At 49.4% G+C, this 25732-nt stretch carries 20 protein-coding genes; 5 read left to right on the forward strand and 15 right to left on the reverse strand.

Going from position 1 to position 25732, the window contains the following annotated elements; translation table 11 throughout:
• Nucleotides 1–99 precede the first annotated feature (99 nt).
• Genes NSU18_RS18525 through NSU18_RS18535 form a run of 3 tightly spaced genes read left to right on the forward strand, consistent with a single transcriptional unit; the run spans nucleotide 100 to nucleotide 2686 of the window.
• Complete coding sequence (locus NSU18_RS18525) at nucleotides 100–804, forward strand: response regulator transcription factor (protein WP_341015265.1); 705 nt, start codon at nucleotides 100–102, stop codon at nucleotides 802–804.
• Nucleotides 797–2131, forward strand: coding sequence for a HAMP domain-containing sensor histidine kinase (locus NSU18_RS18530; protein ID WP_341149754.1), 1335 nt, complete (start codon nucleotides 797–799; stop codon nucleotides 2129–2131). Before NSU18_RS18525 ends, NSU18_RS18530 begins: the two co-directional genes overlap by 8 nt.
• Nucleotides 2132–2143: 12 nt before the next feature.
• Nucleotides 2144–2686 carry a GNAT family N-acetyltransferase gene (locus tag NSU18_RS18535; protein ID WP_341149755.1) on the forward strand — a complete coding sequence of 181 codons (543 nt, stop codon included), beginning with the start codon at nucleotides 2144–2146 and terminating at the stop codon, nucleotides 2684–2686.
• 66 nt (nucleotides 2687–2752) lie between these two features.
• On the opposite strand, the gene NSU18_RS18540 is transcribed toward NSU18_RS18535, so the two are convergent.
• From NSU18_RS18540 to NSU18_RS18585, 10 genes are all read right to left on the reverse strand, one after another.
• Nucleotides 2753–3103, reverse strand: a complete 351-nt coding sequence (locus tag NSU18_RS18540; RefSeq protein WP_341149756.1) for a nitrous oxide-stimulated promoter family protein — start codon at nucleotides 3101–3103, stop codon at nucleotides 2753–2755.
• A gap of 531 nt (nucleotides 3104–3634) precedes the next feature.
• Nucleotides 3635–4651 (reverse strand): hypothetical protein, encoded by a 1017-nt coding sequence (locus NSU18_RS18545; protein ID WP_341149757.1) that lies wholly within the window; start codon nucleotides 4649–4651, stop codon nucleotides 3635–3637.
• A 239-nt stretch (nucleotides 4652–4890) separates the two neighbouring features.
• The gene (locus NSU18_RS18550; protein WP_341149758.1) at nucleotides 4891–5859 is read right to left on the reverse strand and encodes a stalk domain-containing protein; all 969 of its coding nucleotides are present in this window, start codon (nucleotides 5857–5859) and stop codon (nucleotides 4891–4893) included.
• A 261-nt stretch (nucleotides 5860–6120) separates the two neighbouring features.
• The gene (locus NSU18_RS18555) at nucleotides 6121–7437 is read right to left on the reverse strand and encodes a BaiN/RdsA family NAD(P)/FAD-dependent oxidoreductase (protein WP_341149759.1); all 1317 of its coding nucleotides are present in this window, start codon (nucleotides 7435–7437) and stop codon (nucleotides 6121–6123) included.
• 31 nt (nucleotides 7438–7468) lie between these two features.
• Entirely contained in the window at nucleotides 7469–8776 is a 1308-nt protein-coding gene (locus NSU18_RS18560) for an aminoacetone oxidase family FAD-binding enzyme (RefSeq protein WP_341149760.1), read from the reverse strand.
• A gap of 259 nt (nucleotides 8777–9035) precedes the next feature.
• Nucleotides 9036–13520: a polysaccharide lyase family 8 super-sandwich domain-containing protein gene (locus NSU18_RS18565; RefSeq protein ID WP_341149761.1), complete on the reverse strand. Its 4485-nt coding sequence runs from the start codon at nucleotides 13518–13520 to the stop codon at nucleotides 9036–9038.
• Nucleotides 13521–13656: 136 nt separating this feature from the next.
• Nucleotides 13657–14703 (reverse strand): glycoside hydrolase family 130 protein, encoded by a 1047-nt coding sequence (locus NSU18_RS18570; protein ID WP_341149762.1) that lies wholly within the window; start codon nucleotides 14701–14703, stop codon nucleotides 13657–13659.
• A gap of 32 nt (nucleotides 14704–14735) precedes the next feature.
• On the reverse strand, nucleotides 14736–16277 hold the full coding sequence (locus NSU18_RS18575; RefSeq protein ID WP_341149763.1) for a DUF3502 domain-containing protein: 1542 nt from the start codon (nucleotides 16275–16277) through the stop codon (nucleotides 14736–14738).
• Nucleotides 16278–16315: 38 nt separating this feature from the next.
• Nucleotides 16316–17200 carry a carbohydrate ABC transporter permease gene (locus tag NSU18_RS18580; protein ID WP_341015281.1) on the reverse strand — a complete coding sequence of 295 codons (885 nt, stop codon included), beginning with the start codon at nucleotides 17198–17200 and terminating at the stop codon, nucleotides 16316–16318.
• A 10-nt stretch (nucleotides 17201–17210) separates the two neighbouring features.
• On the reverse strand, nucleotides 17211–18149 hold the full coding sequence (locus NSU18_RS18585) for an ABC transporter permease (protein ID WP_341015283.1): 939 nt from the start codon (nucleotides 18147–18149) through the stop codon (nucleotides 17211–17213).
• 255 nt (nucleotides 18150–18404) lie between these two features.
• Here NSU18_RS18585 and NSU18_RS18590 point away from each other — a divergent pair, with 255 nt between their 5' ends.
• Nucleotides 18405–20735, forward strand: a complete 2331-nt coding sequence (locus NSU18_RS18590) for a helix-turn-helix domain-containing protein (RefSeq protein WP_341149764.1) — start codon at nucleotides 18405–18407, stop codon at nucleotides 20733–20735.
• A 97-nt stretch (nucleotides 20736–20832) separates the two neighbouring features.
• On the opposite strand, the gene NSU18_RS18595 is transcribed toward NSU18_RS18590, so the two are convergent.
• The gene (locus tag NSU18_RS18595) at nucleotides 20833–21750 is read right to left on the reverse strand and encodes a VOC family protein (RefSeq protein WP_341015285.1); all 918 of its coding nucleotides are present in this window, start codon (nucleotides 21748–21750) and stop codon (nucleotides 20833–20835) included.
• Nucleotides 21751–21887: 137 nt separating this feature from the next.
• Between NSU18_RS18595 and NSU18_RS18600 the strand changes: the two genes are divergently transcribed.
• On the forward strand, nucleotides 21888–22445 hold the full coding sequence (locus NSU18_RS18600) for a TOTE conflict system archaeo-eukaryotic primase domain-containing protein (RefSeq protein WP_341149765.1): 558 nt from the start codon (nucleotides 21888–21890) through the stop codon (nucleotides 22443–22445).
• Between the two features lie 128 nt (nucleotides 22446–22573).
• Here the strand turns inward: NSU18_RS18600 and NSU18_RS18605 are convergent, their stop codons facing one another.
• The 4 genes from NSU18_RS18605 to NSU18_RS18620 all read right to left on the reverse strand — a co-directional run bounded on the left by NSU18_RS18605 (nucleotide 22574) and on the right by NSU18_RS18620 (nucleotide 25666).
• The gene (locus tag NSU18_RS18605) at nucleotides 22574–22831 is read right to left on the reverse strand and encodes a hypothetical protein (protein ID WP_341149766.1); all 258 of its coding nucleotides are present in this window, start codon (nucleotides 22829–22831) and stop codon (nucleotides 22574–22576) included.
• A gap of 84 nt (nucleotides 22832–22915) precedes the next feature.
• On the reverse strand, nucleotides 22916–23425 hold the full coding sequence (locus NSU18_RS18610) for a hypothetical protein (RefSeq protein WP_341015290.1): 510 nt from the start codon (nucleotides 23423–23425) through the stop codon (nucleotides 22916–22918).
• Entirely contained in the window at nucleotides 23412–24173 is a 762-nt protein-coding gene (locus tag NSU18_RS18615) for a DNA-binding protein (protein ID WP_341015291.1), read from the reverse strand. Before NSU18_RS18615 ends, NSU18_RS18610 begins: the two co-directional genes overlap by 14 nt.
• A gap of 239 nt (nucleotides 24174–24412) precedes the next feature.
• On the reverse strand, nucleotides 24413–25666 hold the full coding sequence (locus tag NSU18_RS18620; RefSeq protein ID WP_341015292.1) for a mechanosensitive ion channel family protein: 1254 nt from the start codon (nucleotides 25664–25666) through the stop codon (nucleotides 24413–24415).
• Nucleotides 25667–25732: the final 66 nt, after the last annotated feature.

Consider the following 25732-nt stretch of genomic DNA (forward strand, 5'->3'; position numbering starts at 1 on the left):
TAAGAATTCTTAAGTCGCCTGTCATCCGGTGGTTTAAGCGCTATGGACAATCTATAATGTAAGCACGGCAAGTGCTCGTGAAAGGAGGGGGATGGAAAAATGATGAGTCCTGCGAAGACCATACTCATAGCCGACGACAACTACGAGATCCGGGAGATTGTCCGGGTGCTCCTGGAGAGCGAGCAATACCATGTCATTGAGGCTGTAGACGGTGAAGATGCCGTGAATAAAGTAGACGATAGCATCGATCTGATTATTCTCGATATTATGATGCCCCGGAAATCGGGCTTCAAGGCTTGCGTGGAGATTCGTGAGATGACCAGTGCACCTATTCTTTTCCTGACAGCCAAGACTCAAGACTCCGATAAAACCTTGGCCTTCTCGGCCGGAAGCGACGACTACCTCTCCAAGCCCTTCTCCTACACCGAACTGGTGTCTCGGGTGAAGGCCTTACTGAGGCGATATTATGTATACAAAGGCAAGGAGGATACCTCCTCCCCCTCGAATGTAATTACCTTCAACGGGCTAAGCATTAATCGTGCAGTCAACGAGGTATTGATGAACGGGAAGGAGCTTACCCTGACCGAAATTGAGTACAAGCTGCTGGCGCTGATGGCCGGCAACCGCAACAAGATTTTCTCGGCGCAGAATCTCTATGAGAGTGTATGGGACGAGCCTTATTTCTATAGCTGCAACAATACGGTGATGGTTCATATCCGCAATCTGCGGATGAAGCTGGAGAAGGACCCGCAGAATCCCAAATTCATCCGAACCGTCTGGGGAAAGGGGTACCGGATTGAATAACAAGCTGCGGTGGAACAGGCTGAAACTGAAATTAATCCTGTGCCTGATCGGTTCGTTCGTGGCTTCTGCAGGATTATTCCTGCTGCTGCAGTCCACAGGTGAAGATCTGCTGGAGCATTACCGGACCAGAAGCTCGTTCATTAACAAGCAAGAAGAGCAAGCCCTTCCGGCACTCCAGGAATATATCTCCGGGCAGCATCTTGCGCTTAAGGATGACGCGAAGATCGCCGCATGGGTCCGAGACGCCAAGTACGTGAACCTCTATCTCTATAAGGATAACCAATTCCTTTACTCTACCGACGGGTACACGATCAAGACCGAGAACACGAGGTTCCTGCCGGACCCTAACATTTTCAGCAAATCCCAGTATTCCACGGTTACCTTTGCGGATACGGCTGCTCAGGTGTATATGGAGTATTTTTTTGAATACAAGTATTACAACCTCATCACGATTCTGGGTGTGATTCTGTCGTTCCTATTCTTCATCATCCTGGTCCTGTTCTTCATCAACAAGAAGACCTCTTACATTGGCGTGCTGGAGAAGGAGATTAAAATTCTGGAGGGCGGGAATCTGGACTATCCGATTACACTGAGGGGGAAGGACGAGCTGTCGTCGCTGGCCCAGAGCATCAATGAGATGCGGAAGTCGTTCATTGAGCGCCTGGAGAGCGAGGAGCAGGCCAGATTGGCCAACAGCGAGCTGGTCACCGCCATGTCCCACGATCTGCGGACACCGCTGACCGCATTGGTAGGCTACCTTGACATCATTGAATACAAGAAGTATCAGGATCAGGAAGCGTTAGCGAAATACATTCATAACAGCAGGAAAAAAGCCTATCAGATCAAGCATCTGTCCGACAAGCTATTTGAATATTTCACCGTCTATAACACAGAGGAGAATGATCTGGAATTCGAGTCCTACGATGGGATTCAGCTCATGGATCAGTTAATCGATGAGCAGTCGATGCTGCTGGAGAATCACGGCTTACAGGTAGCATGGGAGCCTTCCCCTGTCCCTTTCCGCGTGGAGCTTCACCTGATCTCCTTCAGGCGGGTATTCGACAATCTCTTCTCCAACATTACGAAGTATGCCGATACGTCTGACCCCGTCACTATTGCGTATAGGATTGAAGGCCGCTGGCTGTTGATGGATATCACGAATGCTATTAAAAGGGCGGCCCATGAAATCCATAGCACCGGGATCGGCCTCAAGACCTGCCACAAAATCATCAGCCAGCATAAGGGCGAAATCACGTTTACAAGCACTGGAAGCAAGTATTCCGTCCACATCCGCTTGCCGGTAAATACCCCACAACCCCAACCTTAAGGAGGAACCATCATGCAAGACATCAGTACCGAGCGATTAATCATCAGAAACTTCCGGGAGTCAGATGCACCGGGGATGCTGGAGTACTTAGCAAATCCGCGGGTGAACTGTTTCCTTAGCGAACGCCTATCCACGTTAGAAGAAGCCCTCGCTTCTGCCAGCGAACGGAGTCAGGACGATTCCCATCTGGCCGTCACTCTGAAGGAGACCGGGGCAATCATTGGCGATCTGTTCTGCATGAAAGAGGAGCCCGATACCTATAGCGTAGGCTGGCACTTCAACCCGGCCTACGAGGGCGTCGGCTATGCCAGCGAAAGCGCCCGCGCGCTGCTGCGCTATCTTTTTCTGGAGCAGGAAGCCAGACGCATCTACGCCTACGTCGAGGACGACAACTCCAGATCGCAGAATCTCTGCGAGAAGCTGGGGATGCGCCGGGAGGGCTGCTTCCTCGAATTCATCTCCTTCACCACGAACGAAGACGGAACGCCGAAGTACGAGAACACGCAGCAGTTCGCTATATTGAAGCGGGAGTGGCTGGGGCAGGGATATATGTAACCACGAACAGCCAAGGCGCAGGGCCATCCTGTTCCTTGGTTGTTTTTAGCTGGAGTCGCCTGCCGGCTATCGTGACAACCTTTTTTTTAACTTCTCCGGTATGGGGATATGCCTTATGGATTCTACCGGATGATACAGCAGCATCCATGGTCCTGAGAAACGCATCACGCGCTTGATTTCTTGGCGGTAAGCCGGTGTATAGCAATGAATGTGACACTTCGCACAAGCAGTCTTCTCATCACCGAATTTGCAATAGGAGAGTCTTTTCATAACATACTCATTTAAATTCCAGCATTCCTCACAGAGCTCCTGCCCATGATGTTTTTTCTTGCAATAGATACGGATCATCTTTGATGCAATTATTTTTTCTTTGCGGATCTTAGGGCCATCGCTCAAAGGCAGCTCTGCTGCGCTCATATAAGAAGCCTCCTTGACTTAGTTAAACTTACTCGTCCATCTCCTTGAAATGAAAATGCTCATGATGGATCGCATCCATTCCAACCAGCTCTCCGCTCTTCTGCTCAGCAACAAAAATAACCCAGATATATTCATCAGCCATTTGGACACCTTGCCTTTATCTAGTACCACATCAGATTTAAACAAGTGACTTCATTCCATAAATGTGGTAAGGGATGAAGCTGAATTCGTAGCGAAAAAAAAGGGGTAAGTGTATTCTGTGCAACTAAAAACAGTTAAACGGGTGGAGTTCCTCTTCTAATTGTAGTCTGTACAACTAAATTTGCCCATATGGGCGAAAATCCAGAACTAGAGGCATTTTAATTGCAGGAAATACAACTAAACGGAGATTTAGCGGCACATAAGGCGATTTAGCTGTACAAATTGCAATTAAGCCTCCCCTTGCACTCTAAACGTGGCGCGGTAAACCCTCAGCAAGCCATGAGTTAAAGTAATTTTCTCACGTTTAGATCTGATGAGCTACTAGTCCTATCAACGATCCCTTAGATCTTCAAGAATGCCCAGATCCTCTTCAAACACATCGAAAAACGCCCCAAGTCCTCTCATACGAATCTCGTTCAGCTCTTCTGCTGTCATTAATCCTGCTTGATACAGATTCATGTATTCCTGAGAAACGCTTTGATTAAAGATCAGTAAATCATCGGTGTTAATCGTCACAGGTACCCCACAATCATACAGCTTCCGAATAGGATGGCTGCCGTAGTTCTCCGCTACACCAAGCATGATATTACTAGTAGGACAGACATTCAGTTGAATATGGTGAGCAGAAAGCCAGCTCATAATTTGGGGCGAACGGACGGCTGCAATTCCATGGTGAACCTCATGAAGCCCGAGCTCCTCAACAGCTTCCATAACATCATCTGCGGTTCCGAACTCCCCCACATGAGCCTTGAGCGCCAGCCCCGCCGTATTCGCAGCTTGGTAAATGGACTTAAAGGATGTAATCGGCTGAGCAAATTCATCGCAACAAATATCAATGGAGCGAAACCAGCGGTAAGCCAATATTTCATCTAACCGGTTATACACTTCATCTACATTGCAGGCACGGTCCAAAGCCAGCTCCGGGAGAAACTGTGTTGCAGGAGCACACCGGCGATGATATTCATTCATGATCCGCATAAATGGCTCCATTCCTCCCAAGGTATCCACCTCATCCACTCCAAAGCTTAATGCCAATCTCTCAATATGGTCGTCAGCCGCTTGCGCAAAGGAAGCTTCAATCCGTTTCAAATAACCTTGAATACCAGGGCAATGCCGTTTCACAGATTCAACAAACCATTGCTGCATATCCTGCAACGATCGGAACGGTTCCGCCGGCGGCTCTATGTCAACATGCGCCCACTCGCTAATATATCGAATGTTCCCTCCGCGTCCGGCGTGGTTATGCAAATCGCTTTTCGGAATGGACTGCAGATCCACAAGTGATTCATTCATAAGCGCTTCTACAAACCTTTGCTTAGTGGACAGGTTCTTAGGTTCTATCGGCAACTTGTGACACCTCCTTTTCGTGAAGACAAGAACAATTATGACTGTTACGGAACAACTCCGTCAAACCCTCTTGTCTGCATTGTTCCCAGAATCGACCGAACATTTCTTTATCAAACCCTTTGATTCTCTCTTTCTCTCGTATTCAAGAAACAAAGGGTACCTCTAAGCCATAATTTGGCTTTAGAGGTACCCCTTTTAGCTAACGAAAAACATATTTGATTACTTAGCCCTCTTGATGACTAAAGGTTGAAGTAGAAGAATGACTTGTCATAATCGCTATTGTCTCTGAGCTGGACGGCCAGATAGTTCGCCACACCCTTATGTACCGGTACGATTACAAGACCTTCTGCAGTGTAGCTGTAACTTTCACCCGCCTTAAGCTTTTTTAAATCCGTTGCGTCACGGATAGCATCATCCAGGGAGCCGGTGAAACCGGAATTCTTCACACCGACGATACTGTCTCCGTCTGAAGTTTTAGAACCCCACAGTTGTGGTACAAAATCAACAGCAACATAAGTGCCTTCGTTTTTATCATCAGAGATAATCTTACCATTATTCATAACGAACTTCACCTTAGCCAATTTATACTCAATCAAAGCATTGGCTTCTGGCTCTCTGAAACCAAGAATTGCAATTTCACTTCTTGAGATTGACTTTACTGAGCTTACGGAGACAGTGTAGTTTCCTGTGAACGACAGACCATCATAACTATAGGGGTCATTAAATGTAACCGACTTGCCTATTGGAATTGCAGAACTAAGGGTTTTACCGCCATTAGCCGAAGCAGTCGACGTCGTTGCCGCTGGAGATGGTGTATTGGTCACAGTCGGGTTAACAGTTTGCTTAGCCGGTTCTTGGGGAGTCGATGCCGTACTGGTATCCTTATAAGGAATACCACTATCACCTGAACCATCAATCGAAATAGTTAAAGAAGCCCCATCAAAATTAACATCCGCTCCAAGAGCTTCTGACACAGATCTTAAGGGCACATATGTAGAACCGTTATAGACTAAAGCAGATAAATTATTACCCGATTGATCTTTTGGAGTCCATTTGGAACCGTTAAGGACAAACTTGATATCATGGTTCAATTTTGCCTTGATTGCTTCAACCCCATTTCCTGCAAACACCCCTACTGTGCCAAATAGCAGACTTGAAACTACAATAGATGAAACAAACACAGACTTCCTCATTTTAACTAACTTCATTCTGAAAATCCCCCTACAGTTTATTGGATGCTACATGTACCACCATAAGTAAAGCTATCAACATAATGAAATGAACCGCTTGACAAGATATTCTGGGATTTATCCCACAATTCCATTCCAAAGTTAAAATATGTATCTATATATTTATCGGATCAATAGGGAGTAATTGTTAATCCTTTCCCCCGAATTTATAACTCAAAGAGAAATAGAAAAGACACCCCTAAGGGTGTCTTCACTGGTACTGCATCACTCTCTATCCCTTTACGTGGTACGGGCACGCCGATCAGCAAGCGCCATCGCAGCGACATATCCGGAGCTCCAGGCCCATTGCAGGTTATAGCCGCCGCAATCTCCGTCCACATCCATTACTTCACCGGCCAAGTAGAGCCCCGGCACCAGCTTGGATTCCAGCGTTCCTTCGATGAGCTCCGCCGTATCGATGCCACCGGCTGTAGTTTGGGCGTTCGTGAAGCTGTTGGTATCGGTGATTTTAAATTCCCAACGCTTCAATAGTTTATAGAATATTTTCTTGGTTTTCCAGGATAGATCCTGACACAGCAAATGCAGCTGTTGATCAATTCCAGCCTCCTTCAGCAGCACGGGAATCAGCTTCTTGCTGACGATGCCCACGAAGGAATCGGCAACGGTCCGGTGTCCGAAGATCCCCCAGTGGATCTCCAGAAAATCAATTAGCTCTTCCTCCGTGCGCTCCGGCATCAAATCAACCGACAGGGTCACGGATTCTCCTATGCCGAGATTATACGCAGCCTTTCTGCTTAGCTGAAGTATAGGCGGACCCGAAATCCCGTAGTCCGTAAATAGAATCTCGCCAGACTCCGTGCGGATGACTTCATTGTTTACGATAACATGGGCCTCTCCCTCAAATTTGATGCCCGACAGTTCCTTCAAATACGGATAATCCAGCTTCAATTGTACAATGCCTGGCACCGGGTGGATCATAGTGTGCCCCAGACGCTGGACAAGCGTATAACCGGAGCCGTCTGTTCCTGTTTTGGGAGCGGTAAGACCGCCGGTACATAGAAAAAGATAGTCACTGGTATACACAACCTGTTCCTCTGTCTCCGTCTGGCAGGTTATCGCGAACCGCGGATGTCCCGCCGATACGGCCACATCGAGCACTTTATGTTTATAATAGACGGGAACATTCCGGTCCTCCAGCGCCAGCTTAAACACCCCCGGCACCGAAGCCGCCTGCAGCGACATCGGATACATCCGGCCATTCTCCAAGCTCATAAAAGGAAGCCCGAGCGAGGAGAAAAAATCGATGGTCTGGCGGACACCGAATTGCCGCAGCACATGTATGGGGAAGCCTGCCTGATTGCTGTGATACTTGACGGATAGAGCAGCCGCTTCATCCGTACCTGTAGCGGTGGATTGGTTCGTAATGTTGCACCGCCCGTTACCCGTTGTTATGATTTTCTTCCCGAGCCGGTCATTGCTCTCAATAATGGCTGTATCAATACCTTGATCCCTCGCTGTAACTGCAGCCATTAGACCTGCAGCACCCCCACCGATAATGAACAGCTCGTGGTGCCTAGAAGTCTGATCCTTATACATGTTAATTGATGCATCCCTTTTCCTAATAAATTTATTGAATGGACTTAGCGATCGCCATGGCAGCCACATATCCGGAACTCCAGGCCCATTGCAGGTTATAGCCGCCGAAATCTCCGTCCACATCCATCACTTCGCCGGCCAAATACAGCCCGGGCACCAGCTTGGATTCCAGCGTTCCCCGGGTGAGCTCCGACGTATCAATGCCGCCGGCTGTTACCTGCGCATTCGTAAAGCCATTGGTATCCGTCACTTTAAATTCCCAACGCTTCAAGAGGCGATAAAAGTTCTCCTTAGTATTCAGCTTGAGATTCTGGCAAAGAAGCTGTGGCTGTTGATCTAAGCCCGTCTCCTTAAGCAGGACAGTAACAAGCTTCTTGTTAAAGATACCCACGAGGGAATCCGCCACGGTTCGGTGCCCAAAGGTCTCCCAGAGCTTTTCTAGGAAATCGACTACCTCTTCCTCTGTGCGGCCGGGCATCAAATCCACCGATAACTTCACCTGTTCTCCTCTGGCCAGATGATACGCAGCCTTCCTGCTTAGCTGGAGAATGGGCGGACCGGTGATACCATAGTCTGTAAAGGCTATTTCACCCTGTTCACTGCCGATGACTTTACCCTTTACAATGATATGGGCTTGTCCCTGAGATTTGATACTGGACAGCGCCCTCATATTCGGATATTGCAGCTTCAATTGCACAATGGCCGGAAAAGGCTCAATCACGGTGTGCCCCAGACGTTCGGCAAGGGTATAACCGGGAGGTTCTTTTCCTGCATTGGGACCGGTGTTGCCACCCGTAGACAGAAGCAGATAGTCGCTGGTATACACAACCTCTTCCTCTGTCTCCGTTAGGCATTTTATCGTGAAGCGCGGATGATCTGCCGAAGCCGTAACATCCACCACTTTATTCTTAAGGTATACGGGAACATTCCGATCCTCAAGCGCCAGCTGGAAAATATCCAGTACCGCCGCTGCCTGCAGCGACATCGGATACATCAAGCCCCCCTTGAGTCTTGTCAGCGGAAGCCCAAGAAAGGAGAAAAAATCAATCGTCTGGCTGACGCCATATTGCTGCACTACCGCAAGCGGAAATTCGGATTGATTACTGTGATACTTGTGCGATAAAGCGGCTGCTTCATCCTCAGCTGTCACAGTGGATTCATTCGTAATGTTGCAGCGGCCATCGCCTGTCATTAAGATCTTCTTGCCAATCCGGTCGTTACTCTCCAGAATGGCCGTATCGATCCCCATATCACTCGCAGTAACAGCGGCCATTAGTCCGGCAGCACCTGCGCCGATAATAAAGAGCTTGTGGTGCATAGAAGTCTGATTCTCATACATGGTTGGTCAATGCATCCTTTATCCAATTTTCTCTAAGCCCAAAAACACTTGATTAAATTATAGCATAAGCAAAGCAGCGATTCCCTATTAACAGGAGAATCGCTGCTTTGCTGTGTTCTAACGTATACCAATGAAAGGTTGGCTATGTTTACTTAGCCTCCAGCATTCCAAGTGGAAACGGCATTGCCGTCCTTTTAAAGGGCGGTACCGTTTCAGCGAGAAATAGAAGGATAATGTATAGCGTGAAACCTATACATTCTTATATTTTAAGCAGAACCGTAACCGTCTCAGCCCGCGTTGCGGCAGCTTTCGGGAAGAAGCTGTTGTTGCCTTTGCCTTGCATCAGTCCTGACTTCTTCATCTCGGCTGCTGCTCCAACTGCCCAGGCGGGGATGTCGCGGTCATCCGTGAATCCAGCGGAGCGGGCAACGGGAGCCAGCTGTAATGCTCTTGCCAGCATGACGGCCATTTCCGCTCTGGTTACAGGCGCATCCGGGCGGAAATTGCTGTTGTTATCCCCTTGGATGATTCCCAGAGCTACCGCCTGCGCAACGGCTGTCTTGGCCCATGATCCGATCCGGTCACTGTCCTTGAAGGACAACGCTGCTTCTGTGTTCTGAAGCTTCAGCGCCTTCGCCAGCATGACCGTGAATTCAGCACGGGTCACGTTGCGGTTAGGCTGGAATGAGCCATTCGGATAACCTGTAATAATGCCCTGCTTAACCGCTTCCCGGATACTGGCTTCGGCCCAATGTCCGGCAATATCGGTGAGAGATGGACCAGCCACAGGAGGAGTAACCGGGGTTAGCGGGCTCTCATCCGGCTTACCAGGCGTTCCCACAATAACCGGCGGTACTGGTACTGACGGAGACGTTGGCGTTCCGACTCCAGGATCGCCGCCATTTCCGCCGCCCGAACGCTCATTGACCGAAACGCTGATTCTGCCTGTAATGGACGGATAGGCGCTCAAGACCGCCGTAACCGACACTTCTCCAGGCGTGGAAGGTGCCGTAAAGACTGCGCTGAACCGGCCGTGCTCATCCGTTACGACAGTAGCAGGCTCAAGGCTGCCTGAAGAAGCTGCGAGTCTAACCTCCTGGCCGGAGACCGGAAGATTGTCGCTGCCCAAGACTTTTCCTCTAATGGATACGTCATCTCCGGTATTTACGGCAGACTGTGCAGCCTGAAGTTCAATAAGAGCAGGGACTGGTATCGCCTTGCTTACAGATACGGTAAGCGTATTCGTCACGGAAGGATTGCCGGTCAGTACAGCCGTAATAACCACATCCCCGGCCGCAGACGGTGCCGTAAAGACTGTGCTAAACTGACCATGCTCATCCGTGACGGCAACAGCAGGCTCAAAGCTGCCTGAAGCTGCCGTGACCTGGACCGCAGCACCGGCTAACGGTAGCTCTTCACCGTCATAGACGGTTCCCGTAACGGACACTTTGCCTCCAGCGGATACGGAGGACGGGTTGGCCTCCAGTTCAATCCGGGCTGATACAGGCACAGCCTCTTCTTCTACGGATACGGTAACTGCCCCTGTCACAGATGGACTTGCCGGTAGGAGGGCCGAGATGGATACCTTGCCGGGAACAGACGGTGCAGTAAACACCGTACTGAACTTGCCGTACACATCTGTAGTGACTTTGGCAGGTTCAAGGCTTCCATCGGCGGCTGTGAGTTCAACCTCTACACCGGACAGCGGAAGATCGCCATCGGCATAGACAGCACCCGTAACGGATACTTTGCTTCCAGGCACCACAGAAGATGGGGTTGCCGCAAGCTGTACCCTAGCAGGAACGCTTTGCTGCGTCTCTGGTCCAAATACTTTGAATTCCCAGAGCGAGTATCCGTACTTGCTCCCTCTCTGATTTCCATACATCCGGACATATCTGGCATTCACCGGATCGATAGAGATTTCGTCGATCCCCCCGTCTCCATTGGACGTACTATATACCGTCTTCCAATCGTCCAGCGTATCGGAGACATCGATCCGGTATTCTTTTCCATAGGCGTCCTCCCAATGCAGCATCACCTTGGAAATCGCCTGAACGGAGCCCAAATCGACGTAAATCCACTGCGGATCGGCATAGTTAGACCCCCAGCGGGACGTCAATGAGCCGTCTACTGCATTCCCTGCCGACACATCAGCCGCTTTGGACGAGCTTGCAATCGCAGTCTGGCCTTCCGCAAGGTTAGGAACAACCGCTTCATAAACGTTAAATGCAGCAAGCGAGTAGCCGTCTCCTGTCCCCTGCTGGACGCCCAGCATCCGGACGAATCTGGCGCTGGTCTTACCGAAGGAAATGTCGTCGATTCCGCCATCCCCCATGGAGGTCGCATAAACGTCCTTCCAGGTGGCCGCATCATCGGATACTTGAATTTTATAGCTTCTGCCGTAAGCCTTCTCCCAATGCAATCTAACCTTATTGATCATATATTGATCCTGCAGATCCACATAAATCCACTCATCATTTGAAGCGTTTGAGCTCCAACTGGAGCTTCTGTACAGATCCGTAGCATTGGAGTCAAATTGCTTGCCCACGCTGGAGGAAGCAACCGTGCCCTTACTGTAAGCGAGATCATACCCTCTGTCGTCGATAGAAGCTCCCTCGCTCAGCGTCATACTCCGGCCGGTAAACGTATCTTTGCCCAGTCTGTATGTGGTCGTGGTCTGATCTCCGTTCCGGTTCAGCGTTACGTTCACTGTAATCCCCGGCGTTTCGGGATTCGCCACCGAGATGTGGACAGGGTCCGCGGATTCATCGACAATCACCATTGACGGTTTATCTGCGGTGACGGTCAATCCTTCTCTTAGCGTGACTGTACCCGGCTGATAGAACAGCATTTCCGCAATACCCAGCGAACGGTGCCGGACCGCCTGCACAGATGGTGTATTTGCCAGAATACTGATCGGGCTTGCTTCCGCATAGCTGGCGACCTCCCCGGCGGTTTTACCCGGCAATACAATGTATTGATAGGAGGCATTGACCGGCTTCACGCCATGATCCAGCCACATCGAGAACACCGGCTTAGTGATTGGCTCCGTTGAACTGCCAGTAACCACATCGCTCCATTTCCCGGTCTTCGTCTCCTGCTTCACCTGGAAATTCGTCTTATCCGGGAACACGTACCCGGTACTATCGTTATAAGCCCAGCGTCCGCCGTTTACCTGCAACGTTTCATCAATCACTGCTTTACCGTCTACCAGCACATCGCCTGCAGCCAGACTCTGATTCAGCGTCGTATGGACCGGAGCAGCATTCGTTGAAGTGATGCCTGCGCCTAGTGCTACCATTTCATCATCGAAGAAAAAGTAGCCCTTTTTCCCGCTGGTACTCAGCTTGTTGAAATCAAACGCCGTGGCTCCGTACCGCTCATTGGTCACGCCGCCTACAAAGGTCTTCGGGTTATTGAAATTATTCTCCTTCGTGAAAACGTAGGGAGCTGTTGTTCCCGGAACATGATTCCAGTCCATCAGCGGGTACACTTTTCTGTATTCATCCCCGGTTCTCTGGATAGCAGTAGCGCCTTGCGAAGTCCAGTAGAGCAGATTATATCCGCTTGGGTTAATGGTTCTCCATTCGCCCCCTTTGACTGTGCTGGAGGACATCTTAACTGTAATTCCGTAATCCTTCCGCATATGAGAGGAGACCAGGGTCTGCCATTGCGTCATATTGTTCGCATCCTGTCCATTGCCCGAGACCGTGCCAACACCCCGGATATTATCCAGGAAAACAGTGAACTCATCCGCCCGCTTCGGATTAGCCGCCTGCATCCACTCCAGCGGATCTTCATAGAAGGTCAGCGCAGAGCTCTCATAATCCGGCCACTCCGGCCCATTCATCCCCATCCCCAGATCGGCAACATCACCTCGCACCAGATATCTGGTTCCATCCAGCAGATAGGAGGATAACGAATCAATAGCCGCCTGGCTATAGGCGAAGCTTGTGCCCGAGACCACATAGGCCCAGAAGGACATATCTCTGGCGAAGCTTCGTCCATAGCCCGTAGTGTAATTCGTCTTCCCATGCATGAAAAAGGACATGTCGGACTGAATTCCCGTTACCGTCTCTGTCACAGCCGAGAGCACGTTGAACGCTTCTACCGCGCTGCGGACGTTCTGGGCATCCTCCAGCAGTAAGCCGCGGATCATATAATTCTGATTGTACCAGGACGAATTGGCACCATCGACAGTGTTGGGGTTTTTGTCTAACGTTTCGATAATATTGGCAGCCTGCTCCGCAGTCAGATAGCCTTCGCATAATAGTGCAACCTTGCTCAGCCGCAGTTGCTTGCCGATGCCGGTCTCCCACCAGTTGACGGAGGTCGGCTTGACCTTGAACCAGTGATCCAGCGCTTTCTGAATACCGGCTAACATGGCTTCATCGTGATAGTAAGGCCCCTTCGGATCTGCAAAAGCCTGGGCCATCGATTGCATCCGGTCCAGCGCAAGGTAAGGCGACCACGCTCTGCCGTTCGCGCTGGAGGTGGTATTCGCATAATCTACATCCACCCAGCTTCCATCCGCTTTTTGAGTCGATAAATAAGTTCCGGCCTGTGATTTAAAAGTCCATTCCACCCGGCCATTGGTTCCGTCATTGATGATGTCCTTGGAGATATAGAAATCCACCGCCCGCTGCTTCATCAGCTTCATTTCAGCCAGCTCCTGCGATGAGCTATCCGCCGCCGATACAGGGTAATTGAACCCGAGAGTCGAGATCATCAAACCCACCATCATGAGACATATCCATCTTTTGATCCTGCTTTGCATGTTACCAGTCATGTACACGCTCCTTCGCTTATCTGCACCAGACTTTTGTTAGCGCTTTCTAAACTTTAGATTAAGGAAGGCAGCTCCCACTGCCTTCCTCACCTTACACAAGAGTATCTAATATATCCTGAAGCGGGATGTCCGCCACAGCCATCACTTCGTCCGCCGCACCATAATACATACGGACTGTCTGGTCCAGCAGCAACGCGCCGCAGGAGAACACGACCTTGCCGAAGAATCCGTTCACCTCATAGGAAGCTTCCGGCTCCAGCACAGGGACACGCGATCTCGCAAGAACCCGGGAGGGGTCTTCCAGATCCAGGAGTACCGCCCCCATACAATAGCGGTGGCTGCTGTCCGCGCCATGATACAGCGCCAGCCAGCCCTGAGGTGTGCGAATCGGAACCGCCCCGCCGCCCATGCGGGCTGAATCCCAGCCCTGTTCGCCGAGTCCCATAAGGAACCTGTGGTTCCCCCAATGGTCGAGATCGGGCGATTCCGCGATCCACATCTCGGGCGCGCCGAAGGACTTCGGCACAGGACGGTGCAGCGCGTAGTATTTGCCGTTAATTTTCTCCGGGAAAATCATAACATCCTTATTCTCGGGAGGCAGCATCAGCCCGCGCCGCTTGAAGGTGCGGAAGTCGCGGGTCTCCGCCAGCATGACGCCGACACCGCGCGCGGAGGCTGCGCTGTAAGTGATGTAATAGGTGTCCCCAATCCGGGTCACCCGCGGATCTTCGATTCCCCATGCTTCCAGCGGATGCTCCGGGAACAGGGCCGGCTGCGGCTCGACCTCGAAATGAATGCCATCCCGGCTCCGCGCTACCCGAAGATGGGATAAGGAGGTGAGCATCACCGTCTGTCCGTCCTTGGCGACGAAGCGCGAGTCGGAGAAATCATAGCCCGGATCATTCCTGTCGTACCGCTCAACCTGCACCTCCGTCCCTGCTTCATTCAGCCGGGGAACAAGCACCTCGTCCGCCCGGTCCGGTATTGGCGCTTCGGCAACGCGCAGCAAGAGGATCGTCTCCTCCTGTAGCTGCGCAACGCCTGCATTGAACGCGCCCAGCACCTGGAAATCAAGACGGGAGGGAGCAACATCCCTCGCTTCAATCAGCGGATTATGCGCGCTGCGTGTTATTTTCATTGGAGTGACCTCTTTCTGTGGTTTAAGTGCTGTTATTTCCCGGCGGTAACGGCGTCAATCTGTGCCTGGATTTCATCAATTACTTTTTGCCCGCCGAGACTGGCCATTTTATCCTCCATCGTTTTCTTTCCTTCTGCCGCAGGGATCAGGCCTTGGCTTAGCGGCAGGAAGATCGAATCGTGCAGCGGCGTGATTTTGGCATATTCTGTCTTTACCTTCTCAGCGTTGAAGTTGAAGCCTGCGATTGGGCTAAGCGTGAAATTGGACGTGTTGGTCGAGAAGTCGAACCACTTCTTGTCATCCTGCATCATGGTATCAGGTGTTCGGTTGAGCGTCGGCCGCCAGGTCAGCACATACCCAGGGAAGGTATAGCCGGACAGTGCCTTATAGCTTGAATCGCCGACAGGCTCCCAGTCCTTCCCTTGAATGCCGTATTCCATCAGATCATGGTTCTCCTTAATCGACAGCCAGTTCACTACATCCATAGTGACATCAGAATGCTTGGAGGTTGTCGGGATACAGAGGAAGTTCCATTGCTGATAAGCCGTATAGGGCTTAGCCTGCTCCCCGTTCGGAATGAAAATCTCCAGCTTGTCGCTGCCGTCCTTCAGCATCTCCGAGTATTTCAGTCCCTCGACCCCATCCGCTGCATAGTAGGTCGCCGCATATTTACCTTGCTTGAACAGCGTCTCGGCATTTTGCTCCTGGGCAATATTTTTGGAGATAATTCCATCCTTGTAGTATTTGGTAACGCGTTCATAAGCATCGGCAATCGTCGGACTCTCCCATTGGCCAATGACCTTCTTATCCTTGATCGAATACGAGAACATGTTGACCCCGATCTCCAGCACTTCATCCTGCGCCAGATTCGCAGAGTTACTCAGGATGAATGGCAGCTTATCGGCCTTAATTCCGTTAATGACAAAAGGCTTGATGTCTTTCTCATTTTCCTTGACTGCATACAGGAATTTCTCCAGGTCATCCAGCGTTTTCAGCTCGGGAAGACCGTATTTCTCGCGTAAATCCTTACGGATCAGTACGCCATACAGCTGGCCCTGAGTGGTGCCGAGCGGAATCCCCATAATTTTGCCGCCGAATTTGTTGTACTCCCACATTTCCTCCGGAATGGACGCCTTCAGCTCCGGCCGTGCAGCCACTGCCGCATCCAGCTCCGTCAACGATTTACTTTCGATCATCTGGTTCATGGACAGCCAAGGGGCATCCAGATACATATCGAACTCTTCCCCGGCAGACATCTTCACGGATACTGCATTCCCGTAATCGGTCCAAGGCATGAAGTTGATATTCAGGGCCGCTCCAATATTATCCTTTTTCAGCTTGTCGTTAACCGCCTGCAGTACAGCATCGAACCCCGCAGGTTTATCTCCCGGGAAATAAGCCTTCAGCGTCACTACTTCCTTGGAAGCAGGCGCTGCACCCTCCGAACTGGAAGGGGAATTCGTAGAATTCGCCGTACTGCCTTCATTCTTCGCATTTCCCCCGCAGCCTGCCAGCACCAGTGACGACACCAATACCGCTGTTGTTGCCGTGCCGAACCATTTGTTTAACCTCATCTCGTAACCCTCCCGTATCTATGGACAATCTGAATAACTTACCCTTTGACAGCGCCTACCGTTAGACCTTTGACAAAATATTTCTGAAGCATCGGATACAGCAGCACAATCGGGCCGATGGTCAGTACTGTAGTCGCCATCCGCACCCCGTATGTCGGTGGAGTCACTGCAATCGCTGCACCGGAAGGAATCAGATTCCTGGCCGCTTCCATGTTGGAGACCATCCGGCGCAGGATTAGCTGCAGCGGGAATAACTTCTCGTTGTCGATGAACATCAGTCCCATGAACCAGTCATTCCAGAAGCTCAGCGCATAGAAGAGGCCGACGGAAGCCAGAATCGGCTTGGAGATCGGAATCATAATCTGGAAGAACACTCTCATCTCATTCGCGCCGTCGATTCTGGCGGCTTCCTCCAGCTCCTCAGGTATGGTGCGGAAGAAGCTGACCAGCAGGAAGACAAGGAATGGCTGGCATAACATCGTCAGTATGAGCACCCAAATCGTATTCTGCAAATGCAGCCACTGGCTGACCACAATATAGAACGGAATGATCCCTCCCGAGAAGAGCATAGGCAAGTAGCAAAAAAACAGAAAGGGCGTTTGCAGAACATTCCGTTTGTTCGCCAGTGAATAGCCGAGCATGGCGGAAATGCACAAGGCGCTTAAGGCCCCGATAACGGTGATGAACAGAGTGACGCCATAGCCGTTAAAAAGCACATCGGATTGCAGAACGGCCTTATAGGCGGCCAGCGATAATTTCTGCGGGAATAGGGTATAGCCGTGTGCTATCAGCTCCTCCTCATCCGTAAAGGAGCCGGCAATCATCAGCAGAAAAGGAAACAGACAAAATAAAGTAAACAGCAAAATGAACGTATGGGCGAATCCCGTAAAGGTGCGGTCCGCAGCGCTTTGTTTCTGTATCATAGTACCTCTCCTAGAATAAAGCAGATTCTTTGGATACCCTGCGGGTGACCCAGTTGGCAGCAATGACAAAGATCAGACCCATAACTGACTGGAACAGGCCTACGGCCGAAGACATGCCGAAATCGTGCAGCTGCCGCATTGAGCGGAAGACAAAGGTATCTATGACGTCGGTAGTCGGATACAGCATCGAGTTGTCGCCAATGATGGCATAGATCATCGCAAAGTCACCGTTGAAAATTTTGCCCACGGCCAGCAGCGTCATGATCATGATCGTCGGAACCAGCAGCGGCAGCGTAATGCGCGTCACAATCTGCAGTTTAGAAGCCCCGTCAATGCGGGCCGCCTCATATAGATCCTCCGATATCCCCGTAATGGCGGCCAGGAAAATAATTGAGAGATAACCGGCTCCTTGCCACACCCGGATCACTGTCAGAATATAAGGCCAAAGGCTCGACTCAAACATCCAGTTGACCGGCTCCATACCGATATTTTGCAGCCAGACATTAATCATGGGCTCTTCCCCGCCGAACAAGGATTGGACAATCATCCCGATCACAATCCAGGACATGAAATAAGGCAGGAAAATAAGCGACTGCGAGATCCGTTTGAAATATTTGTTGCGGATCTCATTGAACATGAGGGCAATCAGAACGGCCGCCACTGTCGTGAACACAATAAACAGCACGTTGAGCAGCAGTGTGTTCCGCAGAATAACCCAGAAGTCATCTGATGTGAAAAAGTAATCGAAATTCCTAAACCCTACCCAGTCACTCCCCGTGATCCCCTTGGCAAAATCATAATCTTTGAAGGCAATCATAATCCCGTATATAGGAAAATAACTGAACACGAGGAAAAACAACAGCCCCGGTACAGCCATCACATACAGAAAAGGATTCTGCGTGATATGCCTCCATTTTGAACGTTTACCTGCGCTAAGCGGGTAGTTCATTTGTATATCCCCCCTTCCTCAAGACCGGTAATCGCCTGAAGAGCATCCCGTTATCTATGCCGTCACCTTATCAAGCCCTTGCGCCCTGAGCAATTCCGAGAAACGCCGATCCTTCCCGCAAGTGCAGATTTACCGCCTTCCCAAAAACAACACTCTTCCCAAAACAAACGATTCGGCAGACGAAAATAACCTGTGTGCTATAATAAATCTACTTATAATGAGCCGGACAGTTATGATTACGGAGGTTCCAGAGCCATGAAATTCAGACAACCGTTCTTCGCCTCGCTGAAGCGGCACCCTACCTACATGAAGCTTATTTTTTACTTTGTCAGTGCGAACGTTCTGGTCTTAGGGATCTCCTTCGTACTGCTCTATGGGCAATCTTCCAAGACACTGCTGGAGGAAATCGGCGATCATTCAGAATCCCTCCTGGTGAACGGGGCCCGGAATACGTCGCGGCTGATGGAATGGGCGCTTGATTTCAGCTTCTCCTCCAGCAATGACAGCGCGCTTAAGGTATATGCGCTCTCCGATCATTACAGCGATTTCGAGACTTATGAGGTATGGAGCCAGCTGATGGATATTAAGAACGGCAACCCCTCCATTGATTCCGTCTATCTCATTAACGGCTATACGAATACGGTCATTGACTCCAGACTTGGGTTAAATGATACCGCAGCTTTTTACGATCAGGATATTATTAAGCGCTTACGCGACCCGGAGACAGCGAACCACAGCGTGCTTATTCCGAGAACCTTGTCCCTCCCCCTTACCGGGAACACACCCAAAGAAGTAATGACCATTGTAAGATTTTATGAAAAAGGAAGCTCTATCTCCGCGTTCGTCATGAATGTGGATACCCATAATCTCATGACCCTGCTGCAGAATAATTCTAACTTCGCGAGCCGGTCGATCACCGTGCTGAATGACCGGGACGAGACGATTTTTAGCAGCACGCCAATGAATCCGCAGCAGATTGCCGAGCTCAGAAGCCATGGGATGAAGGGAGCCAGCGGCTGGAAGCTGTTCCAGCCCCAGGATCAGGGGGAGAAGCTGGTGGTCTATGCCGACTCCTCCGTTAAGGGCATCCAGGACTGGACCTTCATTGAGATGATCCCGAAGTCCGCCATTCTGAATAAAATCACGGTCCTGCGCGATACCAGCCTGATCCTGTTCCTCGTCTTGTTCGCAGCCTCCCTCGCGGTGATTATTCTAATCTCCAAACGGGTGTACTCACCCATTCAGGAGCTGATCAGCCGGGTCATGCGGCAGCATCAGGCGGAGAAGCCGGGCCTTGGCGCGAACGCCAATGAACTCGAATACTTATCCAGCGTTTTCACCTCGCAGCATAATCAGATTCACGAGTTGACCGAGCAATGGCGGCATAATAAATTTCTGGGCAGAGAGCGGTTCTTAAGGGATTTCCTGGGGGAGACGTACCATTCGGCAGCGGAGATCCGCGCTCAATTCGTGGAATGGGGGATTGATCTGCCGGGCGATCAGTTGTCCGTAGCCATCTTCCGGATCGACCACTTCGCGGAATTCTCGGGAGTGTACCCGGAGAAGGACCGGCGGCTGCTCCGGTTCGCGATGTCCAATATCATTCAGGAGTCGCTGCAATCGTCCAGGCACAAGCTGCAGACGGTAGATATGGGAGACGACCACGTGGCTGTAGTCTTATCGGCTCCGTTGTCAGAGGAATTCGCGAAGGAGCTGCAAGTGGCAGGGCAGCTGATCCAGCAGTATTTGTCCGTGGGAACCACTGTGGCCTGGGGCCGGACTTTGCCTGGCTTAACCGACATGCATGAGGTGTATCTGGAGACCTATGATCTGACGCAGGAGAGGTTCCGGTTCGGACACCGGTCGCTCATTGTGAAGGAATGGCTGCCCGCTGCACCCGGGGAATTATATCATTTGCCTGTGAGCCAGGAGCGGCAGATCGCCCAGGCCATACTCAAGGGGGACGCCGCCGTCATTCTGGAGGTCTTACGCTCAGCGGTAGTGAAGCTGCGGGAACTGCCTTATTTTGAATGTAAAATGTCTCTGATCACCTTGTTCATGGACATCCGCCGGCTCATCCAGGAGCATTCCGCCCAGCCGCTGCCCAGCCCGTGGGGGCTGACGTCCATCGAGAAGCAGATCATCCGGCAGGAAACGATGGATAACGTCATGCCCTGGATGGAGGCTTTGATTACCAAGACGCTCGAGGACATTGCGGCGGCCCGCAGCCAATCCAAGAATATCGCCCTGATCGGACAGGTAGACCAGTTCATCGAGAGTCATCTCACCGACCCGAATCTGTCTGCCACCATGCTGGCCGATCATCTGGGCTTGTCGGTCAATTATTTCCGCAGTCTATACAAAGCAGAGACCACCCAGTCCATTACCGATAAAATATCCGAGAAGCGGCTAACCTTCATCTGCCAGGAGCTCATTGCCTCCGACTCGCCGATCGAGCCCATCGTGCAGCATTTCGGCTTCTCGTCCCTGAACACCTTCTATTCCAGCTTCAAGAAGGTATACGGCATGACTCCCGCCCAGTACCGGAAGAAGTACCGTGCGGGGGATGGCGGGCAGAAGGTGTAGGACAAGTGAAACCTATACATTCTTATATTTGCGCGCAAAGAAGCGATAAGGAGGTGTTCCTTATCGCTAATGTTGATATTCCAGCAAGTTGCCGCTTTTATTCTCCCTTATAGGCCTTACGCAGCTCCGCAAGCTCGAACTTCTTCATCTGCAGAAAAGCCTTCGTCACACGCGCCAGCTGCTCCGGCGTGCCCTTCTTCATCATCTCGTTCATCTCCGCAGGAACAATCTGCCAGGAGATACCGAAGGCATCCTTCAGCCAGCCGCATTGCTCGGCTTCAGGAACTGCGGACAGCTTGTCCCAGTAGTAGTCAATCTCTTCCTGAGAATCGCAGGATACCATGAAGGAGACGGCTTCATTGAAGCTGAACTGGTGATTATGCGCACTGTCCATTACCGTGAACCACAGATTCTCCAGCATGAAGTCCGCGAACATAATCGTTCCTTCCTGATCCGGCCCTGAGCCTGCCGGGTATCGGGCAATATTCCCTTGCCGCGAATCCTTGAATACGGATAAGTAGAAGGATATCGCCTCCTCGGCCTTCCCGCACTGATCCCCGACGAACAGCAAGGAAGGAATAATCGCAGGCCGCTCTTCCCCTGCCGGGTTCGTGAGAATCAGCTGCCAGGACACTCCGAACTTATCCTGAATCCAGCCGTAACGCTTACTGAAGGGATATTCACCAAGCGGCATCAGGGCTGTGCCGCCTTCAGCTAACTTATCCCACACCTCATCTAATCTCTCTGCTGCATCCTTTTCCCGAGATGGATCAAAATTCACAAAGAAAGATATAGCCGGATTCAGCTTGAAATAAGGACCTCCGCTAATCGCCATGAACGGCTGCCCCCAGACCTCAAAAGAGACCTGACCCGCATCGCCGGACGGCGTATCATGAATGGTGTTCACACTTGTAACTCTGGATTCCGGGAACACAGAAGCATAAAAGCGGGCGGCTTCTGCCGCCTCTTTGTCATACCATAGATGCGGAACAATTCTCTGTCTGATGCTGGCCACAACGATTCCTCCTCAGCTTCCTATCCGTTCCGATCAGGGATAGGGCTATAGTTTGCTTTATTATACACTAATGAGGGGCTTCTTCATTCTTTAAAAGCTTTCAAGGTATACTATAAAGAAAACACGAGGACCTATCAATGGACAATATCGAGGACAAATATAAGGCGGCGCTGGCATATATCAAGGAACTTGAGCTGGAAATCAGCCGGTTAAGAGCTCTTCTGGGACATACAAAGGAGGAGGGCGAAACGACCCCTTTTCCTGAAAAATCCAGCCCCGAGGTAGCTGCATCTGTTGCCCAATCTAATGTTCATCAGTACTCCACTGTAGATGACAAACTCGCTCTATATAAAAGTTATTTCCGCGGCAGAGAAGATGTCTACCCGATTCGCTGGAGCAACAAGCAGGGTAAATCCGGGTATTCACCAGCATTCGCCAATGAGTGGACTGCTGTCTGTGAGAAGCCCCGCGTGAAATGCTCCGTATGTAAGCATCAGAGCTTTTTGCCGCTCAGCACCGAAGTTCTGTCCGCCCATCTGGATGCACGGCAAGACCGGACCATTGGGATCTACCCTATGCTGCCGGATGAGACCTGCTGGCTGTTAGCTATGGATTTCGACAAGCGTGACTGGAAGCAGGATGTTACTGCCGTGATGGAGCAGTGCAGTAACCATGTTGAAATAATTATTTTGTAAATCCAAAAAATTAGTAACAAAACTTTTTTAACAATATGCGATAAAACTACAATAAAAAAAGGACCTGAACAATTTCTCCAGTGTCCTTGAATTTCATTGCGAATCTCCAAAATTTAAACCTAACAATTTTAAAGCTCTGTAGACTTCATTTCCCTTTCACTAAGGCCTGTCAACTTAGCAACATTAGCACAATCCATTCCTGTTGCCAGTAAGTTACGAGCGACTAGCAGCTTACCTTCCATAATCCCTGCAGCCTTTGCCCCCTCAACCATAGATACCTCATCATGCAAATACTTCTGTCTAGCCTCATACAACCGTCTGGCCTCAGAATCCTGACTCAAATACTGCAAAGTGTCCATAGCCTTTTCTAATCCGGGTTCATTCATCTTAAGCACCTCCCAGTATGATGTATAAGCAACATTTAAGAACAACTACCCAATTGATCAAAAGACCGCCATAAGACGGTCTCTCTAAATATTTCCTTTATATTCGGTACCATTAACTATATAAGGCTCTATAAAATTAAACGCCTCTTCCAGAGTATGCACATCCCAGTTCTCTTTTCTGTGCCTTCTATTACCAGGAATGTGGTGATGGTGATGTGGTTCTGTAATTACCTTGAACTCATCAGGTGTATTTGGGGAATCATGAGGATCGTTACCCCAAGCCGATATATGATGCAGACTCACGCCCATCTTTGGAATGATAATTTTCCAGCTATATGTGTATCTTCGAACATAACCAGCATCATCGTATGATTCCAGCACATGTAAACCAGTAATGCCGTGTACAGGATGTTCTTTTAAAGGAAAAAGCACATCTAACTTATTTGTATTTCTCGTGTAATTACCATATATACCTGAATTCCCTGGAACATTAGGATAAGTCTCAAGCAAATGACCGAATTGAGCTGTAATACTAAAAAGATTCGCGGGTAAGAGTTTTTTGAGAGCTAATTGCTCAATCTTACTTTGCGTCATTTGCACCTCCGCTGAGCTTCATAATTTCAGCCAATTCCTCTTCGAGGTCTAACCACCGATGGTAATCCGTTGGATCATCCATTTCATCACCGTTGTAGTCTGCAAATGCATCCTTAAACGTTTTACCTTTATATTTTAGTTGAAGATCCATCAGCTCCAAAGCAATTTCTTTAGCCCGCTCCTCTTTCGTCTGCTTCCCCTTTTTCTTTTCCTGCGCAAGGATCTGCATACGTATGCCGTAGATAGGATCTTTAAGAAGTTCTATAGCATACTTTGGAATTTTACGATGTTTTTCCGTATCGACACAGTCTAGGCCTTGTTTAATATATTTTTGCAAAGTGACCGTAGAAATATTTAAAGCAGCAGCCGCTTCAGACGGTGTCATAAGATAGTGTTCAACAAAAACAAATTCCATCTTTTCTCCGCCAAGCTGCATATACCAATGCTCAAAATCTATTTTCAGTTTCCCAAACTCCAGATCCGATGTAGGAAATTCCATTTGTGAGAATCGGCTAAGCCACTTATTCAAATTGTTTTTATGTTCCTCAGAAAAGAGATAGCTAGGTGTTAGATTTAAACTCTGCATATCCATTTTAATCGCAGCAATCTTGTCTGAAAAAGCAACCATGAACGTTTTATATATCTTATTGAAGAGAAATTCAGTCTCCTTTTCAAGAATCCCTTCATTCTTTTCTTTATAGCCTATGTTAATTTGTTGTTGGGTAAGATCGAAAAGAGCTTTACTCATAAGATTCATCTCCTTTATTCCCCCATTCTAACGTTAACTTTGTAATTTTTCAATATCACTAATTATTAATTTATGATTATCACTAACTTTTTATGATAAGTTCATCCAAAACTATGTCATTAACATTATGAGTATAGGTAATACTATATAAACAGATACAACCCATTAAATTTCTGAATACATCAACGTGAAAAAAGACCCCGAAGGGTCTCTTTGTGATATTTCATATAATAATATCCTCAATACCCCGCCGAATACTCCCTTCTCTCTTTTAAATTAACAATATCCTGACCCGTCGGGTTCTGGAAAACGCGGAGTCCAAACAGAGGGATAATCGCAAAAATATGATCAAAAATATCCGACTGCACCGACTCATACACACCCCAGGTCGTCTCATTACTGAACGCATAAATTTCTAAGGGCAGTCCGCTGTCTCCTGCTTCCAACTGTCTGACGATGAGCGTCATATCCTTATGAATTTTGGGATGATTGCGCAGGTATGCTTGGACGTATTCTCTAAATACCCCGATATTCGTGAGCTGTCTCCCATTCACTTTGCTCTCCATATTGATCTGATGCTCGATATTATAGGCGTTAATTTCATCTATTCTTGTAGCGATGTAATCGCTAAGGTAGTGGACCTTCCGGAACTCCTCAATCATTTCTTTAGTACAGAAACATATGCTGCTCGTATCAATACAGACACTCCGTTTCATCCTTCTGCCGCCGGAAGCCTCCATGCCCCGCCAATTTTTAAAAGAATCTGAGATCAAAGCATAGCTAGGAATCATGGTAATGGTTTTATCGAAATTCATCACCTTTACCGTATTCAGCGTAATGTCAATTACATTGCCGTCGGCATTATATTTAGGCATTTCAATCCAGTCGCCGACACGGACCATATCGTTAGAGGATAATTGCACCCCTGCCACGAGGCCCAATATCGAATCCTTGAAGACCAGCATAAGAACAGCCGACAGAGCGCCCAGTCCACTAAGCAGAATCAGCGGATTCTGGCCCATGAGGTTCGAAATCACCACAATCGCACCAATGATATACATAATGATTTTTGCAACCTGGATGTAGCCCTTGATCGGTCTAATCTTGGACACCTCATACGTACGGTAAATAGCATCGATGGCATCAAGCAGAGCATTGAGCACCGTGATCATTACGATAATCATATACGCTAAGGCGAGCTTTGTAATGAGAGACTGATACAGCGGGAATACAGGTGCGGCGTAATAGATAATGAAGGCCGGTGCGAGATGCGACAGCTTGTGAAACACCTTTTTCTCCAAAAAGATATTATCCCACGTATACCGGTTGTTATTAATCATCCGAATGATGATCTTCAGGACGATTTTTTTGGCTACAAGATTAGCCACTACAGAGAGTACAGCAATACATAAGACCATAATGATGTTCGAGAGATACACACTCATCTGTTCGCTAACGCCATATCCTGCTAGGTTCTCTTTAATAAAATTCATCATTTCCTCCTGACTGGGTGCATAGTAGCCTACAATTATAGAGGATAAATGGGGGTTATGCAAAAA

The sequence above is a fragment of the Paenibacillus sp. FSL H8-0048 genome (assembly GCF_038002825.1).
Classification (GTDB): domain Bacteria; phylum Bacillota; class Bacilli; order Paenibacillales; family Paenibacillaceae; genus Paenibacillus_AQ.

Excerpts from the sequence above, each read along its gene's own strand:
- NSU18_RS18525 (WP_341015265.1), top strand. The coding sequence starts at position 100 with ATGATGAGTCCTGCGAAGACCATACTCATAGCCGACGACAACTACGAG.
- NSU18_RS18535 (WP_341149755.1), top strand. The coding sequence starts at position 2,144 with ATGCAAGACATCAGTACCGAGCGATTAATCATCAGAAACTTCCGGGAG.
- NSU18_RS18540 (WP_341149756.1), bottom strand. The coding sequence starts at position 3,103 with ATGAGCGCAGCAGAGCTGCCTTTGAGCGATGGCCCTAAGATCCGCAAA.
- NSU18_RS18550 (WP_341149758.1), bottom strand. The coding sequence starts at position 5,859 with ATGAAGTTAGTTAAAATGAGGAAGTCTGTGTTTGTTTCATCTATTGTA.
- NSU18_RS18555 (WP_341149759.1), bottom strand. The coding sequence starts at position 7,437 with ATGTATAAGGATCAGACTTCTAGGCACCACGAGCTGTTCATTATCGGT.
- NSU18_RS18560 (WP_341149760.1), bottom strand. The coding sequence starts at position 8,776 with ATGTATGAGAATCAGACTTCTATGCACCACAAGCTCTTTATTATCGGC.
- NSU18_RS18565 (WP_341149761.1), bottom strand. The coding sequence starts at position 13,520 with ATGATGGTGGGTTTGATGATCTCGACTCTCGGGTTCAATTACCCTGTA.
- NSU18_RS18570 (WP_341149762.1), bottom strand. The coding sequence starts at position 14,703 with ATGAAAATAACACGCAGCGCGCATAATCCGCTGATTGAAGCGAGGGAT.
- NSU18_RS18575 (WP_341149763.1), bottom strand. The coding sequence starts at position 16,277 with ATGAGGTTAAACAAATGGTTCGGCACGGCAACAACAGCGGTATTGGTG.
- NSU18_RS18580 (WP_341015281.1), bottom strand. The coding sequence starts at position 17,200 with ATGATACAGAAACAAAGCGCTGCGGACCGCACCTTTACGGGATTCGCC.
- NSU18_RS18585 (WP_341015283.1), bottom strand. The coding sequence starts at position 18,149 with ATGAACTACCCGCTTAGCGCAGGTAAACGTTCAAAATGGAGGCATATC.
- NSU18_RS18590 (WP_341149764.1), top strand. The coding sequence starts at position 18,405 with ATGAAATTCAGACAACCGTTCTTCGCCTCGCTGAAGCGGCACCCTACC.
- NSU18_RS18600 (WP_341149765.1), top strand. The coding sequence starts at position 21,888 with ATGGACAATATCGAGGACAAATATAAGGCGGCGCTGGCATATATCAAG.
- NSU18_RS18605 (WP_341149766.1), bottom strand. The coding sequence starts at position 22,831 with ATGAATGAACCCGGATTAGAAAAGGCTATGGACACTTTGCAGTATTTG.
- NSU18_RS18610 (WP_341015290.1), bottom strand. The coding sequence starts at position 23,425 with ATGACGCAAAGTAAGATTGAGCAATTAGCTCTCAAAAAACTCTTACCC.
- NSU18_RS18615 (WP_341015291.1), bottom strand. The coding sequence starts at position 24,173 with ATGAGTAAAGCTCTTTTCGATCTTACCCAACAACAAATTAACATAGGC.
- NSU18_RS18620 (WP_341015292.1), bottom strand. The coding sequence starts at position 25,666 with ATGAATTTTATTAAAGAGAACCTAGCAGGATATGGCGTTAGCGAACAG.